We start from the raw sequence: 15,632 nt of genomic DNA on the forward strand, positions 1-15,632 counted from the left end.
CCGAGCGCCGCTGTCGTCGACCGGTCAGCCGAGCGCCGCTGTCGTCGACCGGTCAGCCGAGCGCCGCTGTCGTCCGCTCGAGGACGGCCTCGACGTCGCGCTCGTCGAGGTCGCGGTGGGTGCAAAAGCGGACCGTGGTCGGGCCGAACGGCGTCGCCAGCACGCCCCGTTCGCGCAGTCGGTCGAGGGCCGCCTCGACGTCCAGTCCCGTCTCGGCGACGTCGACGAGGACGATGTTCGTCTCCGGTTCCCGGACGGAGAGTCCGGGGACGTCGTCGAGTCCAGCGGCCAGCAGTTCCGCGAGTTCGTGGTCCTCGGCCAGGTCGTCGACGTTCTCCAGGGCCTCGAGTCCGGGGCCGGCGACCACGCCGACCTGGCGCATGCCGCCGCCGAAGAGCTTGCGGGTGCGCCGGGCGCGGGCGACGAAGTCCTCGTCGCCGGCCAGCATCGAGCCGATCGGCGCGCCGAGGCCCTTCGAGAGGCAGAACATGACCGAGTCGACGCGTTCGGTGATCGCGGTGACCGGGACCTCGAGCGCGACGGCGGCGTTGAACACCCGGGCGCCGTCGAGGTGGACGGGCACGTCGCGCTCGCCGGCCGCCTCCGCGGCCGCGGCGATCGCGTCGGGCTCGATCGCCACCCCGCCGCGGACGTTGTGGGTGTTCTCGAGACAGAGCAGGCCGGTTCCGGGGCGGTGGGCGTCCTCCTCCACGTAGCCCGCCGCGACCTGCTCGGGCGTCGGGATCCCGCGGGGGTCGGCGTCGAGCATCCGGACCTGGAGGCCGGCGTGCTGGGCGAGGCCGCCGAGTTCGTACTTGACGACGTGGCTCTGGCGGTCGGCGAGCACCTCCTGACCGGGTTCGGCGTGGACGCGGGCGGCGATCTGGTTGCCCATGGTGCCGGTCGGGACGAACAGCGCGTCGTCCATCCCGACGCGGTCGGCCGCGCGGGCTTCGAGCTCGTTGACGGTCGGGTCCTCGCCGTAGACGTCGTCGCCGACCTCGGCCGACAGGGCGGCTTCGCGCATCGCCTGGTCCGGTTTCGTGACGGTGTCCGAGCGGCAGTCGATCATGGCGGGATCTACCGACCCGGGAAAGAAAAGTGGGCCGTTCCCGGTCGATTCCGCGACGGTCGGGCGGCGACGACCGTCACGACAGCGCCACGAACGGGACGACCGCGTCCGGTCGGCGGCGGTCGCCGTGGACGTCAGTCCCAGCGAACCCGACGGCGCGAACCGCCGCCTCCCGGACGGTTGTCTCGAGCACCTTCCGGAACCGCTCGCGGCGGGGGCGGCGATGAATCGTCCGCGCTGGCGGGCCCGCTCGACGGACCGGGCCACGAATCACGCTGCCGGCCGGTCGAAACGAAAGGGGTATCCGCCCGGTGTCGTAATTTTTGCCACATGGATCCGCGAATTCGAGAGCACGCCCAGATCATCGCGAACCACTCCGTCGACCTGGCGGCCGGCAACACCGTCGTCGTCGACGCCCACCCGGTCGCCGAGGACCTCGTCGTCGCCCTCCACGAAGTGATCGGCGAGGCGGGCGCGAAGCCGCTGTGGGTGATCCAGCGCACCGGCAAACGGACCGGGCGAGCGTTCCTTCGAGCGGCGGGGCAGGCCGGGGAGGTCGACGGGTCCGACGACGGTCGGGACGTCGAGTTCGAGACGCCGGAACACGAGCTCGCGCTCATCGAGGAGACCGACGTGTACATCGCGATCCGAGCGGGCGAGAACGCCACGGAGACGAGCGACGTCGACCCGGCGCTGAACACGGCGTACAATCAGGCTCGACGCCCGATCACCGAGGAGCGCCTGCGCAAGCGGTGGTGTCTCACCCAGTTCCCGGCGCCGGCGAACGCCCAGCTGGCCGAGATGAGCACCGAGGCCTACGAGAATTTCGTCTGGGACGCCGTCAACAAGGACTGGGACGCCCAGCGGGAACACCAGGCCCAGTTGGTCGAACTCCTGGAGCCGGCCGACGAGGTTCGCATCGTCAGCGGCGCGGAGACCGACGTGACGATGTCGATCGACGGCAACACCCCGCTCAACGACTACGGCGAGTACAACCTCCCCGGCGGCGAGGTGTTCACCGCGCCCGTCCCCGACTCCGTCGAGGGAACCGTCCTCTTCGACATGCCGCTTTACTACCAGGGCCGGGAGGTCACCGACGCCTTCCTCGAGTTCGAGGGCGGCGAGGTCGTCCAGCACTCCGCCAGCAAGAACGAGGAGGTCCTGACCGAGGTCCTGAACGCGGACGACGGCGCCCGCCGACTCGGCGAGCTCGGCATCGGCACGAACCGCGACATCGATCGCTTCACCTACAACATGCTCTTCGACGAGAAGATGGGCGACACCGTCCACATGGCCGTCGGCCGCGCCTACGACGAGACCGTCGGCGAGGGCAACGAGGCCAACGACTCCTCGGTCCACGTCGACATGATCGTCGACATGAGCGAGGACTCCCGGATCGACGTCGACGGCGAGACGATCCAGCGGGACGGCACCTTCGTCTTCGAAGACGGGTTCTGATCGGCGTCGAAGACGGTTTCTGATCGGAAAAATCGCGGTCCAACGGCGCTGCCCGCCGAAACTCCGCCCGATCTCGAACGGTCGCGTTCGCGGTCGACGACGGTCGGCCCGAGTCCCGTTCGACCCCGGGTCCCACTCGATCCCGAGTCCCGCTGGCCGACGCGGCGCCGGACGGCGTCGACCGTCGTCTCGAGTACGGTTCGTGACGGAATCCGCGTCGAACGAGGTCGCGCGCCGGTTCGGGGAGCGCTGGCGCGGGCCCTCGTGACCGGTCGTCGACGGCCCATCCCCGTCCGACCGCGGGCGACCACCCCAGGGAGGGGTCGGCGCGCCGGCGGTCGAGCCCCTCGACGGGGGAGCCGGCGCGCCGGGGCTCGGGCTCTCGGTGAACGAGGTCGGACGGCTCCATTCGTCGCTGACGCCGGTGTGGAACCGCGAGACCGGGAACGGTCGAGAACTCCCGTGAACGCCCGAGTGCTCAGAACGAGAACGTACCCGCCATCAGCAGGACCGACACCATCCAGAGCGCTCCGATGGCGGCCGCGCCGAGCCCGACCAGCGCGCTCCGTTTTCGCTCTGTCATCGCCGATCCCGTCAAGTGAGGCTGCAGCGAGAGCGCCACGAAGATCACCGTGATCAACACGAGAAACGCCGTCGCCGCGGCGGTCACCGCGTAAATGAGGTCGATCCCGCCCACCGTCATTCCCGCGGCGGTCGCGAGTTCGATGCTGGACATCAGAGTCACCTTGGGTGGAGTTACGAGTCGTCGTATATGTAGACCTCGGTTTTCGACGAGCGGGGTCGGCCGGGGTCCTCCCCCGGAATCCCGAACGCGTGGCGAGACGGTCCGCGCGGTCAGCCGCCGTAGTCTTCGACGCTCGAGCCCCTACAGTTGGCGCAGACCTCGCCCTGGGAAGAGACGGGGCGACCGCAGCCCGAACAGGACGGCCCGCTCTCGTCGGACTCGCCGAGGACAAGTCGCTTGAGCTTCTTGCGTAGTTTCATGTTGGGTGGTACCACCAAACATATGACGGCCAGGTATACGAATGTATCGGTGCCGACGGAGCCGCGTCCATGGCCACCCCTCGATCGACGAACGACGGCGTGGCCACGACCGGCGACCGATCGCGAAACCCCCGACGGGCGACCGATCGCGAAACCCCCGACGGGCGACCGATCGCGAAACCCCCGACGGGCGACCGATCGCGAAACCCCTGACCGGCGACCGTTCGCCGCGACTACGCGTTCGCCGACGCATCGCTCGTCGCCGAGAGCCAGCCGCGCGGAGGCGTCGGACCGGTCTCGCAGGAGCGGAAGGGACATTGCCGCGAGAGGAGAATCGTTCAGAAACCACCGCTCGTTCACGGTGGCCGATCGGTCCAGATCCCCGTCCATCGACGAGCGGCCCGCCCGACCAGCCGGCGTACGCAGGCTCAATCCGTTCACGTAGCTCTTGCCTACCCGGTCATCCGCGATACGCGAGCGGGGTCCCGGTCGCCGTCGGTGCGTTCGCCGACGACGGCCGGCTCGGCCGCCGACTCCGCTCGAACAACCCGGTCGTCGACGGCCCACGCGAGGTCGTCACCGACCGCCCCGATCCAACGGAGCCAACCATGAAAACCAGCCTGGAGGTAGAGTACTGGGTCGTCGACGACGACGGCGAACTGGTACCGGCCGGAGAACTGCTCGACGTCTCGGCGCAGGTCGATCCCGAGTTCGTCGAGCCGATGATCGAGATCAAGACGACCCCGTGTTCGTCGATGGCGGAGCTCCGCGCGGAGTTTCGCGAGCAGATCGCCACCGTGGTCGACGCCGCGCGCGAACGGGGAAAGCGCCTCGTCCCGCTGGCGACGCCGCTTTCCGCCGCCCCGTCGGAGCTGCCCTACCGGAACAAGCGGGGGACCGCCCTCCAGCGTCAGATCGTGGGCCCGGCGTTCGACGACGCGCGGTTCTGCGCCGGGACGCACCTCCACTTCGAGCGGTCGGACGTCGTCTCCCAGCTCAACGCGCTGACGGCGCTCGATCCCGCGTTCGCGCTCGTGAACAGTTCCTCGCACTACCGCGGCGAGCGGATCCTCGAGTGTGCGCGTCCGTACCTGTACCGCCGCTCGTGCTACGAAGCCTGCCCCGAACAGGGCCAGCTCTGGCCGTACGTCGACACCGTCGACGAGTGGGAGCGTCGGCTCGACGCGGCCTACGACGGCTTCCGCGAGCGCGCGATCGAGCGCGGCGTCGACCCGGACGACTTCGACGAGGAGTTCGACCCGTACGACGCGGTCTGGACGCCGGTCCGGCTCCGGAAGGCGATGCCGACGGTCGAGTGGCGGTCGCCCGACACGGCCCTGCCGAGTCAGATCCTCCGGCTCGCCGAGGCGGTCCGGTCGATCGTCACGGCCGCCGACGCCCGTGGCACCGCCGTCGTCGACGTCGACTCCCCCGTCGGCGGTGGAAACGGCGGCGAGGTACCCCTCCCCGCGTTCGGGACCGTCGAGGACGTCACCGACGCCGCGATCCGCGACGGGATCGCGGACCCGATCGTCGAACGCTACCTCCGCCGGTTCGGGTTCGAGCCGTCGGCGTACGACCCGCTCGCCGATCGCCATCCCGACTCGCGGCTCACGTCCCGGCGCGCGAAGCGGCTCCGACTCCGGGCGGCGGCCCGACTCGAGGCCGATCTCGATCGCGAGCGACCCCGGATTCGGGCCTGAAACGGCCCGGACGGGGTCACTGACTCCGGTCGCGGGCGAGTGAGCCCACAACGTGTCGATCACGAACGGCCGGCAGGCCCGGCTTCGTGACGAGGCATCAGTCCCGCGGATCTGACCCCCGCCGGTGCACCAGTCCCGCCGAGCTGACCCGTACCGGCCGTCAGTCCCGCGGATCGAGCCAGCGTCGTCCCGTTCGCAGGTCGGTCGGCACGTCCCCGCCGAGGGCACACCGGGTGCGCGTCGAATCGCAGGGATTGCCCATCGCGAGTGCTACTTCGGTCGTACCACCCTCGAAGACGGCCGCGCTCGCGGTCGTCAGCTGGCCGAACGCGTGCTCGCCCGCGTCCGGCTCCGGGTGCCGGCAGATCGAGTCGTCGCCGGGGCCGTGCTCGTGATCGCGGGCGAGGCTCCAGAGGTCGTCCCGATCGAGACCCGCGTCGTCCGCTGGACCCCCGTCCCCTTCGAGCAGCGAGTGCGCCCGCTCCCGTCGCGTTCGGGAACTCTCGGTCTCCGTCGACTCGCCGCGTACGAAGTGGTTCGTTCGCGCGACGACGGCGTCGTCGTCGACGCGGATCCGCCCGGCGGCCGGGTCGACCTCGAGGAGGGTCGCATCGTCGGCGTCGGCGAGAAACAGCGTCTGGCCGGACAGGTGTCGCGTCGGCCGCGACTCGAGCAGCGTCCGGGCCTCCGCGACGGTGGCGCACTCTTCGAGGATCATGCGGATGACCGTCCCGTTTCGGAGCCGGTGTTCGGGCTCGACGTCCGCCGCCTCGCACTCGATGTGCGTGTTCGCCGCCACCAGGCCTCGATCGTTGACCCCTTTGAAAATCGAGATCGTTCCGCAGGTATCGACCGTCAGGAATCCATAGTAGTCGTCGATCGGCGGCTGTTCGACGACCGACTTCGGCCGAACGCCGCGGCCCGCGATGTCGCGATTCTTGAGTACGAGCGGACCCTCGGCCGCGGCGCTCGGATCGACCGCCGGCGGAGAGACCAGGACGTTCGTACAGCCCTCACCGTAGGGGGCCGAGCCCGATTCCGGCGGCCCGGCCGGGTGTTTCTCCGAGCGTCCCTCCCCCTCGGCCAGGCCCTCGCAGAGTTCCGAGAACGCGAAGACGTACGTCTCGTACAGGTCGGAGTCCACGGCGAACTCGTCGGCCATCGCCTCGTACGCGCGACGGTGGCGATCCGGCAGGCTCTCGCGGCTCCGACGGGCGTACGCGAGGAGCGGGTCGAGATCGACGTCCCGTTCGTCGACGAGCGCGTCGAGTTCGTCGATCGCCCACTCCACGGCGTCGCGTTCGATCGCCGCGCGTCGGCGCGCCTGCTCGGCGAACGTATCCGGCTCGGCGATCGATCCGAAGGCGGCCGTCGTCTCGACGTCGGTGTCGTCCACGCCGGGAGGACGGACTCGAACGGGTTGTACCGACGGCCTGAATAGTGAGCCCCGGAACGGAGCTCGTCCCGGAACGAGTCGGCGTGGCCAGCGGAGGGTCCGCGGTCGGTTCGAGCGGACCGATCCTCCGTCGATCACACCCAAAACACCCGGCCACCAACCCTATATCGGATTCGGGAGTTCCGCCCGGTAGCGGGGCCGAACTGTCGTTGCCACCGCGTCACGTCGATAGCCATCACCTTCGTGGTGGCCGCCCCGCTCGCACCGCGTGGAAACCGTGGAGTTGCGACGGCTCGGCCGGACCGACCGAGTACGGCCGTTCCGGGTGGCGAGAACCGATTCGAATCCGTTCGTGGCGAAATCGTCGACGACTGGCGAGTCGGTCCGGCGATTTCGCCGGGGTCGTGGTCCCCCGGCGCCGACCGTCCTCGTGACACGTCGACGAGCACGGCCGCGCAGACGTGACGGTGTCTATAGCCGTTACCGAGGACGTCGGCGACTCGCGTGTTAGAAAGAACTAATTTCGGTCCGACAGTACTGCGATCCATGTCGCTTCGGACCGTCCTTCAGGCCATCGGACTCCTCGCCGTCGGGTGGGTGCTGTTCTGGGGGTTATTCGCGATGGGGCCGCTCGGCTGGGTCGTGTTCGGGACGATGCTCGTCGTCGGCGTGCTGCAGGTACACCGGGAGCGAAGTCGACGAAACCGCGACCGCAACGGCGCCGCCTACTGTGCCAACTGCGGGGCGACCGTCGACCTCGAGGCCTTCGACACGGACGGTGAAGAACGCACGAAGTGGGAGGTCAACCACTGCAGCAACTGTGGCGCGCCGGTCCAGTCCACGACGGACGACGAGTCCCGCTCCACGACGCGCAACTGTCCCGATTGCGGCGCGCCGAACGAGCCGTCGGACGGGACGTGCGCCTACTGCGACGCCGCGTTGTAGGGGCCCACCGAGGGCTCGGCCCGGAGACGCGGCGCTGCGCGTGGACCGGCCGCGGATCTCGAACGATCGCCGGGATGCGGACCGTATCGTACGTGGCGCGGTCCTCGATCCGCCACGACGGTCGGATCGGGAACGTGCACGGGGATGAAGTGAGCGAGCGGGGAGAACGGCAACCGGTACCGGATCGACCCGGCGACGAACGGAACCACGCCGATTCCGGGATCCGTCTCCCAACCGAGCGCGGCCGGACGGAAGCTGATGGAGGCGAGGAACCGCTCAACGCGGTTCGTGCGCGAGTTGGAGAGGATGTGACGGTCCCGTTTCGGTCCTGCCCGTAGTGAATCGAGGATCGTAGCGAGGCGGGAATCGGGCCGGTCGCGTTGCTCGCGAGGAGACCGCGGGTTGGCGCGTCGCGACGAGCCACGGACGGCCACGCCGAGTCGCCACTCGCCGTCGGACCCGTACAGCGTGCCCAGGATGGAGACGGTCACCGCTATCCCGAGCGGCACCGGGACGATCCCGGAGAAGTGCGTGATCGACCGGTTCGAATCGTCCAGGGTCCGAGGGTCAGGGACACCCATCCGAACGCCACGAACGCGAGCATCGCCGCCAGGGTGAACTGGAGGACGAGGAGCAGGTCGGCCACCTGCGTCTCGAACCGACCGGCGTAACATCTCGGTTTCGGGTTCGACCGGTCGGTCCACGTGCCGGATTGGCGATCTCCTGGCAAGTTACGTGGTGGCATGGGTCGCGATAGCTAGTGGTGACAGGACGGGATACGGCGACTCTGAGTCGCTCCCGAGAAGTGCGGGCCACGTGGCGCGAGCGATCGGCAGGCGGCGCCGGCGGACGGGGCTATTTTCCGAGGAGTCGAAGGACGATCCCGATCAAAACGCCCGAAATGCCGACGACCAGTCCGACCCCGGGAACGACGGGAATCGGGATGAGCCCGATTCCGAGGACGATGGCGAGGACGATCACGATCGTCGAGAGTCTGACCATGAGGGCGTACGGTGTCAAACCGACCTGAATTCTCGGCCTGCGATTGCGGTACGTGGAGCCGGGGGAGCGAGCGGAGTGTTCTCTACGCGACTGGGCGGTGTCCGGCGAGCGACGCGTCCGACCGAATCGCCAGACGGCGACGCCCGTCGTGACGACGGAAACCATCGAGGCCCGGTGTGAACAACGCCGGTTTCCGGCTCGCTACCGACTCCACCGATCGGCGGGAAGACGGCCGATGGCAGTGAGCGAGGGCTCCGCGTCCGCGGTCTCCGTCGCGCTCGCGAGGTGAGTAGAGCGAGTCGAACGGGCGCGACGGGATTTGAACCCGCGACATCTTGGTCCGGAACCAAGAACTCTGTCCACTGAGCTACGCGCCCTCACTCCGACGAAGCGCCCGCGGCTCAATAACAGTTGTTATGTCCGCCACGCGAGCGCTCGCGGCCGCATCGCTTCGAGTTCCCGTCCCCATCTTCGCTCCGAGTTCTCGTCCCGCAATTATTTTCTCCCGGGACCGCGCAAGCCCCGAGTATGAAGGTCCTGTTGGGGCTCGGGGGGACGGACGAGTCGATCCGAGCCCTCGAGGAGACGGTCGAGCGCGCCGAGGCCGTCGGCGACGACCTCGAGATCGCGATCCTCGAGAAGCCGGAGGCGTCGCGCTCGCGCGAGGAGATGCGCGCGGAGGCCGAGCGGATCGTCGAGGAGGCGGGCCTGGACGCCGCCGTCCGGGATCTGGAGGGCGATCCGGGTCCCGCGCTGGTCGACCGCGCCGAGCGCGCGGGGTTCGACCAGGTGGTGATCGGCGGCGGCACGGAGACCCCGATGGGGAAGATTCGCCTCGGCCCGATCACGGAGTTCGTCCTGCTAAACGCGTCGATGACGGTCAAACTGATCCGGTGACCATGCGAGGAGCGAGGCGCTATCCGACCGAGCCCGCGGGGCCGTTCCCGCGACCGCCCGCGTCGTTTGCGGACGCCGAGGACCGTCGGCTGCGGGTCGAGGCGTTGGACGACGACGAGGCCGCCCTGGAGGCGCTGACCCGGATGTACGTCCGGTTCCACCCGGCCGATCGCGCCCAGGGGATCCCGCCGACCGGCGAGGAGACGATCCGGCGCTGGCTGGAGCCGCTGGTCGAGCGCGGCGTCAACGTGGCCGTTCGGCCCGCGGACGACGGCGAAGAAGCGGCTGCGAGCAGCCCCGAAACGGACGATGCGGAGGACGACCGGCCGAACTACGTCGGGCACGCCGTCCTCGTTCCCGACACCGACGACCCGGACCCGCGCGCGGACCCCGCCGACTACGAGTGGGAGCTGGCGATCTTCGTCCTGCAGGCCTACCAGCGCGCGGGCGTCGGCACCGAACTTCTGGAACATCTGCTGGGGGAGGCCGCCGCCCGCGGCATCGAGCGGGTCTGGCTGACCGTCGAGCGCTGGAACGGGCCCGCGATCGCCCTCTACGAGCGCGTCGGCTTCGAGACCGTCGGCTCCGAGAGCTTCGACCGGGAGATGGCGATCAGGCTCGAGGGCGAGGACTGATCCGCGCGGCCGGCATTCCGCCGTTCCTCTCGACCGACGACGCGTCCACCGACGGGACGACTCGAGAGGGACCCGCGACGGACCCGACCTGGCCGGCGACGGCACCGACCCGATCGGCGACGGACCCGACCTGGCCGGCGACGTCGCTGACGGCGCTCACTAACGATCGCCGCAATATCGCGACCGATCCCGGGCCGGTCACACCGACAGCACCGGCTGGCTCGCGTAGCCGAGGACGTACTCGGCGGCCTTCTCGAGGACCTCGGCGGCCTCCAGGGAGGGCTCCCGGGGGATGACGATGAAGTCGGCGCCCACCTCGTCGGCGGTGTCGAGGACGACGCTGCCCGGGTGGTGGGTCTTTCGCACCGGCGAGAAGCCGTGGGCGGTCGAGGTGGAGACGGCGACGTCGGTCGTCTCGGCGTGGGCGACCACGTCCGCGAGGAACTCGCGGGCGGTCTCCGCGACGTCGACTTCCGCCACGGCGCCGGCGTCCATCCCGAGGACGACCTCCCGGCTGAGGACGAATAGCGCGTGGACGCGCGCGTCGTAGCGGTCCGCGACCGTGATGGCGTACTCGGCGGCCCTCGCGGATGCCTCGCTGCCGTCGACCGGCGCGAGCACCGTCTCCACGGTGACGGCGGCGTGCTCGTCCATATCCGCCACTGCGGCCGCGGCTGTCAAAAAGCCACCTGCTCCGTGTCGGGAGGATTATACGGGTTCGGGGCGAATTCCCGCCCATGTTCGAACGAGTCGTCGTCGCGACGGACGGCTCGGCGAGCGTCGAGCGGGCCATCGACGTCGGGCTGGACCTCGCCGATCGGTTCGACGCGGACGTCCACGCGCTGACGGTCGTCGACGTCGGGGAGGTCGACGCCTCCCCGGAGCAACTGCGCGAGGAGCTGCGCGCCGCGCTCGAGTCCCGCGCCGAGAGCGCGCTCGACGTGTTCGAGGGCCGGACCGACGACGCCGACGTGACGACCGCGCTCCGGGAGGGTCGCCCCGCGGCCGAGATCTCCGCCTACGCCCGCGAGGTCGACGCGGACCTGATCGTCACCGGTACCCGCGGTCGCCACGGCGAGAATCGGCCCCTGCTCGGGAGCGTCGCCGAACGCCTCGTCCGGAGCGCGCCCGTTCCGGTCCTCACCGTCCGCCAGCTCGAGGCGTCGCCGGACGACGAGGCCGCAGCCGCGACGTCGGGGTGAACTGGCGCCCGTCCCAACGGCCCGGACGTCGCGTACACGAGTTCGTTGCTGAAACGAGGGAGCCGCGGCTGTCGAGCGACGGTCCGGGAGCCGCGGCTGTCGAGCGGCCGCCCGGGACCGGCGGCTGCCAAGTGACCGCCCGGGACCGGCGGCTTCTTCCGCCCGGTGGCCGAAGGGGGTCCATGGACGAGCTGTTCGACACGAGCGACCTCGATCCGGCGCGCCGAAGCCTCCTTCCCGGGGCGGGTTTTTTCCTCCCCGACACCGTCGAGGAGGGCCTCCAGGAAGAGCGGACGGCGGCCGCGCTCGAGGGCGCCGAGGCGGCTGTCGTCGCGGACCCGGACGCCGACGGCCTGGCCTGCGTCGCGCTGATCCGCGAGGCCTACGACGACGTCCGGCGGGTGCCGGAGGCCGACGGCGAGGCGGACGGAGCGGGAGTCGAGAACGTCGGAGACGAGACGGTCGAGGCCGCGAAAGCGGACGAGGCGACCGACGCCGCGGACGCGGACGCCGGAGCCGAGACCGACGAGGCCGCGGGCGCCGCAGAGCTCGTCGACGCGGCGGACCCGGTGGACGCGCCCGAGCCGACGCCACACCGCGTGGCGCTGCTCCCGGCCAGCCCCCACAACGTCGAGGACGCGATCGAGCGCGTCGCCGAGCACGCCGAGCCGGGGATCGACCTCTTCGTCTGCGACCTGGCCCCCGACCGGTACGAGTACGTCGAGGACGAGCTCGCCGCCGCCTTCGAGGTCGTCTCCAGCGTCCGGTGGTACGACCACCATCAGTGGGACGCCGACGTCGCGGCGGCGCTGCGCGAGGCGGGCGTCGACCTCGTCGTCGGCGACTCCGACGAGGAGTGCAGCGCCGACGTCGTCTACCGCTCGATGGCGTACGACTTCGAGGAAGCGTACCGAGAGCTGGCGGCCGTCACCCGCGACCACGACCTGTGGTTGCGCGAGGACCCGCGCAGCGACGACCTCGCCGACTACGCCTACTGGGGCGACCCCGCCGAGTACGTCGAGGTCGTCCGCGAGTACGGCGCCGACCTGCCCGACTGGGTGGTCGCCTTCCTCGCCGAGCGCCGCGTCGAGAAGGAGCGGCTCATCGAGCACGCCGTGATGCGCGCCGAGTACCACGAGGTCGGCCCCTACACCGTGGGCGTCACCTACGGCCGCTGCTCGCAGAACGAGGTCGCCGAGGGGATGCGCGAGGCGGGCGCCGACGCCTCCGTGATCGTCAAGCCCGCGGGCAGCGCCTCCATCCGCGGCACCGATGCGTTCCAGCGCTGTCACGAGGTCGCCGGCCGCGTCGAGGGCGGCGGCCACCCCAAGGCGGCGGGCTGCAAGCCGGACATCTACGACGACATGCTCGACTACGCGAACCACTGGACGACCCGCGGCGCCGTCACCAAGCGGGTCATCCTCGCGGCGTTCGAGGCGGTGGTCGAGGAGGCGTCGGAGAGCGGGGAGTCGGACGCCGAGTAGCGAACCGGGGTCGAACGTGATCCCGGTGGCGGGACGGGACGTCGATCGGGGACGAACGTCGAGACGCCGCTACCCGCCCTACAGCCGGCGGTCGAGGTAGTCTTCGAGGAGGTCGAACTTGCGGACCATCTGTTCCATGTCGGTCGAGCCGTGACCCTCGTCGCCGAACTCGGTGTACTCGAAGTTCTCGCCCGCCGTCCAGCCGCGCTCCTCGAGAGCGTCCCGGAAGCGCCTGGCCTGGCCGATCGGACAGCGGGGGTCGTTGACGCCGTGGATCACGTAGATCGGGCGTTCCACGTCGTCGACGTGTTCGATCGGGCTCCGGTCGCGCCACAACTCGTAGTTCTCCTCGGGGTCGCCCATCTGCTGGCGGAGGATGTACTGGAAGTGGGCCATGTCCTCCTCGTAGAGCTCGTGGAGGTCGGTGATGCCGACCGAGGCGATGCCGGTGGTCCACAGCGTTGGAAATCCCGTGAGCTGGGAGTAGACGGAGTAGCCGCCGTAGCTGCCGCCGTAGACGGCGATCCGATCCTCGTCGATCCACTCGTGGTCCCTGATCCACTCGCCGCCGGCCGCGACGTCGGCCTGCTCCATCCCACCCCAGTCGCCGAGGATGGCCTGCTTGAACTCGCGGCCGCGGCCGGTCGATCCCCGGTAGTTCGGCATGAGCACGGCGTAACCCCGCGTCGTCAGGAACTGCGCGGTCAGGTTGAAAGTCTTCGAGGAGCGGGCGTGCGGTCCGCCGTGGACCACGACGACGGCCGGCACGCCGGTCGCGTCGGCCGCGCGGGCGGGCCCGCCGCGGGGGTCGTACAGCAGCGCGCCGATCTCGAGGCCGTCCTCGCTCTCGTAGGTGACGTACTCGGCGTCTACGAACGTGTCGGGGGAGAGGTCGTCGTAGGCGGCCGCGAGCAGGACCTCGCACTCGTCGGTCTCGAGGTCGTACTCGTAGAGTTCCTTGCGATGATCCGGCCGGGAGTGGGCGAAGACGACGGTCGTTTCGTCGACGAACGCCCCGCCTCGGCCGCCCGGAACGTCGCTGACGCCCTCGGCGACGTCGAGCTCGGCCGACTCGCCCGTCTCGAGATCGTAACGGACCGGCATCGACGCGCCGCGGCGCTTGCGCACGGCGAGGACGTGCCGGCCGTCCGGCGACACCGCCGCGGCGGATTCCTCGGCCTCGTTGGGGCCGAGCCACTCGATCTCGTCCGACGCGAGGTGGTAGACGCCGACCCGCCGCAGATCGTCGGCGTTGTCCGAGATGAGCAGCCGCTCGCCGTCGGGGAACCAGGCGGCGACCGTCGACTCGGAGCCGTCCGCGCCGATCTCGAGCCGACGCTTCCCGCTGCCGTCGACGTCCATCACGTAGGCGTCGCGGTTCTCTAAGACCGCCGACTCGTTGGTGACGTAGGCGATCCGCTCGTCGTCGGGGCCGAAGATTCCGCCCATGACCGGCCGGTCGTAGTCGGTGAGCCGGGTCCGTTCGTCGGCCGCCCGGTCGTAGCGGTAGAGGTTCATCTGCTCGCCCTCGTCGCTGCCGTAGAGGACCGCCTCGCCGTCCCGCGTCGTTCCCGAGAGGACGCCCTGCCCGTCGACGGGAACGACGGTCTCGACGCCGTCGTCGCGGCTCCAGGCGGCGATGTCGTTTTGCTCGTCTCCCCCCTCGTCGCGGTGGAAGTAGACGCGCTCGCCGGCCTGCCCCCACCGGACGTGCCAGCGCGCGCTCCGCGGGGCCTCGCCGTCGGTGACGCGCTCGTACGTGCGGTCCACGCGATCGAGCAGGTAGAGGTCGTTGCGACCGTGTTCGTCGTAGTAGAAGGCGATCTCCGAGCCGTCCGGCGAGACGACGGGGTGGTAGAACTCCGGGAGTCGGGCGAGCGTCTCCGGATCGATCGGCGTCGCGTCCTGCGAACTCATGGGAGGCGGTTGCGGACGTCACGACATAACGGTTGAGGAACCAGAACCGCGTCGGTTGATGAATCGGGATCACGTCTCGATCCGACCAACCGACGGGAATCGCGATCGCGGCGCGACCGCCCTCACTTCCGCATCACGTACCGCAGCGCCAGCTGGAGGACGCCCTCACTCCCGCATCACGTACCGCAGCACCAGCTGCAGCACGTGGACGAAGACGCCGGCCACGGCGATGTAGACGCCGATCGTCTGCAGCGCCGTCGAGGCCGATCGGTGTTCGCGCACGCGCCAGATCTCCCAGCCTAGCCGCAGCAGGAAGCCGAGGAAGATCAGCACGAATCCAAGCAGCAGGAGCTCCGAGAGGACGAACGTGCCGACCGCGATGGCGCCGACGCCGCCGAGGAAGGCGAAGTTCGCCCACCGGCCCCAGGAGTCGAAGTCCGTCCGGCGGGCGTAGACGTACGTCGCGATCGCGGCCGTCACGAGCGCCGTGACGATCGCCGTGATGCCCAGGATCGTCAGCTGTTGGTCCCGCGGCGCCCACGAGACGACGCCCGCCCCGAAGGTGCCGAACGCGAGTTGCAGGATCACCATCCCCACGAACGCGATCCCGAGGTCGCCGCCCTCGACGCCGCGCTCGGCGATCAGCTCGCCGACCATGATCGCCGCCCCGTAGACCAGCACGCCCACGATCGGATAGGCGAAGAGTGACTCGTTGACGGCTGCCAGCGGCGTCGCCACGAAGACGTACATCAGCGCGACCGTGATCGTCATCAACCCGGTCGCTCCCCCGATGACCCGCACCTCGCGCCCGGAGAGGCCGAACCCGCGTTCGGTCCGGCCCGGCGTTTCGTAGGAATTCATGTACGGATCCAGCTGTTCCGACGGCTTAAGCGTGGGGCACTCGAGGTGGGACGAT

Annotated in this window: 15 protein-coding genes and 1 tRNA gene; 7 read left to right on the top strand and 9 right to left on the bottom strand. The window is 70.0% G+C overall.

The features are described from left to right. Positions 1-52: 52 nt before the first annotated feature. The gene (locus tag QZT59_RS09425; protein WP_290814742.1) at positions 53-1,072 is read right to left on the bottom strand and encodes a low specificity L-threonine aldolase; all 1,020 of its coding nucleotides are present in this window, start codon (positions 1,070-1,072) and stop codon (positions 53-55) included. A 330-nt stretch (positions 1,073-1,402) separates the two neighbouring features. Here QZT59_RS09425 and QZT59_RS09430 point away from each other — a divergent pair, with 330 nt between their 5' ends. Further along, positions 1,403-2,530 carry an aminopeptidase gene (locus tag QZT59_RS09430; protein ID WP_290814745.1) on the top strand — a complete coding sequence of 376 codons (1,128 nt, stop codon included), beginning with the start codon at positions 1,403-1,405 and terminating at the stop codon, positions 2,528-2,530. 478 nt (positions 2,531-3,008) lie between these two features. On the opposite strand, the gene QZT59_RS09435 is transcribed toward QZT59_RS09430, so the two are convergent. Then, on the bottom strand, positions 3,009-3,266 hold the full coding sequence (locus tag QZT59_RS09435) for a hypothetical protein (RefSeq protein WP_290814748.1): 258 nt from the start codon (positions 3,264-3,266) through the stop codon (positions 3,009-3,011). A 119-nt stretch (positions 3,267-3,385) separates the two neighbouring features. Next, positions 3,386-3,535, bottom strand: coding sequence for a hypothetical protein (locus QZT59_RS09440; RefSeq protein ID WP_290814751.1), 150 nt, complete (start codon positions 3,533-3,535; stop codon positions 3,386-3,388). A 608-nt stretch (positions 3,536-4,143) separates the two neighbouring features. Between QZT59_RS09440 and QZT59_RS09445 the strand changes: the two genes are divergently transcribed. Beyond that, a complete protein-coding gene (locus tag QZT59_RS09445) occupies positions 4,144-5,238 on the top strand; it encodes a glutamate-cysteine ligase family protein (protein WP_290814754.1) in 1,095 nt (364 codons plus the stop codon). A gap of 160 nt (positions 5,239-5,398) precedes the next feature. Here the strand turns inward: QZT59_RS09445 and QZT59_RS09450 are convergent, their stop codons facing one another. Then, positions 5,399-6,634 (bottom strand): C45 family autoproteolytic acyltransferase/hydolase, encoded by a 1,236-nt coding sequence (locus QZT59_RS09450; RefSeq protein WP_290814759.1) that lies wholly within the window; start codon positions 6,632-6,634, stop codon positions 5,399-5,401. Positions 6,635-7,180: 546 nt separating this feature from the next. Here QZT59_RS09450 and QZT59_RS09455 point away from each other — a divergent pair. Beyond that, positions 7,181-7,579, top strand: a complete 399-nt coding sequence (locus QZT59_RS09455; protein WP_290814762.1) for a hypothetical protein — start codon at positions 7,181-7,183, stop codon at positions 7,577-7,579. An 855-nt stretch (positions 7,580-8,434) separates the two neighbouring features. On the opposite strand, the gene QZT59_RS09460 is transcribed toward QZT59_RS09455, so the two are convergent. Together QZT59_RS09460 and QZT59_RS09465 are read right to left on the bottom strand one after the other, a co-directional pair. Then, positions 8,435-8,581: a hypothetical protein gene (locus QZT59_RS09460; RefSeq protein ID WP_290814765.1), complete on the bottom strand. Its 147-nt coding sequence runs from the start codon at positions 8,579-8,581 to the stop codon at positions 8,435-8,437. 304 nt (positions 8,582-8,885) lie between these two features. Further along, a tRNA-Arg gene (locus tag QZT59_RS09465) sits at positions 8,886-8,958 on the bottom strand. A 151-nt stretch (positions 8,959-9,109) separates the two neighbouring features. On the opposite strand from QZT59_RS09465, the gene QZT59_RS09470 reads away from it, so the two are divergent. Together QZT59_RS09470 and QZT59_RS09475 are read left to right on the top strand one after the other, a co-directional pair. After that, complete coding sequence (locus QZT59_RS09470; protein ID WP_290814769.1) at positions 9,110-9,478, top strand: universal stress protein; 369 nt, start codon at positions 9,110-9,112, stop codon at positions 9,476-9,478. A gap of 2 nt (positions 9,479-9,480) precedes the next feature. Beyond that, the gene (locus QZT59_RS09475; protein WP_290814772.1) at positions 9,481-10,113 is read left to right on the top strand and encodes a GNAT family N-acetyltransferase; all 633 of its coding nucleotides are present in this window, start codon (positions 9,481-9,483) and stop codon (positions 10,111-10,113) included. A gap of 198 nt (positions 10,114-10,311) precedes the next feature. Here the strand turns inward: QZT59_RS09475 and QZT59_RS09480 are convergent, their stop codons facing one another. Then, positions 10,312-10,767 (bottom strand): universal stress protein, encoded by a 456-nt coding sequence (locus QZT59_RS09480; RefSeq protein WP_290814775.1) that lies wholly within the window; start codon positions 10,765-10,767, stop codon positions 10,312-10,314. A gap of 83 nt (positions 10,768-10,850) precedes the next feature. Between QZT59_RS09480 and QZT59_RS09485 the strand changes: the two genes are divergently transcribed. Beyond that, positions 10,851-11,315: a universal stress protein gene (locus QZT59_RS09485; RefSeq protein ID WP_290814778.1), complete on the top strand. Its 465-nt coding sequence runs from the start codon at positions 10,851-10,853 to the stop codon at positions 11,313-11,315. Positions 11,316-11,497: 182 nt separating this feature from the next. Further along, the gene (locus QZT59_RS09490) at positions 11,498-12,799 is read left to right on the top strand and encodes a DHH family phosphoesterase (RefSeq protein ID WP_290814781.1); all 1,302 of its coding nucleotides are present in this window, start codon (positions 11,498-11,500) and stop codon (positions 12,797-12,799) included. Positions 12,800-12,877: 78 nt separating this feature from the next. On the opposite strand, the gene QZT59_RS09495 is transcribed toward QZT59_RS09490, so the two are convergent. Continuing rightward, on the bottom strand, positions 12,878-14,716 hold the full coding sequence (locus QZT59_RS09495; protein WP_290814784.1) for a S9 family peptidase: 1,839 nt from the start codon (positions 14,714-14,716) through the stop codon (positions 12,878-12,880). A gap of 165 nt (positions 14,717-14,881) precedes the next feature. Further along, on the bottom strand, positions 14,882-15,577 hold the full coding sequence (locus tag QZT59_RS09500) for a hypothetical protein (protein WP_290814787.1): 696 nt from the start codon (positions 15,575-15,577) through the stop codon (positions 14,882-14,884). Between the last annotated feature and the right edge of the window lie 55 nt (positions 15,578-15,632).

The organism is Halovivax sp., assembly GCA_007119345.1.
GTDB lineage: Archaea > Halobacteriota > Halobacteria > Halobacteriales > Natrialbaceae > Halovivax.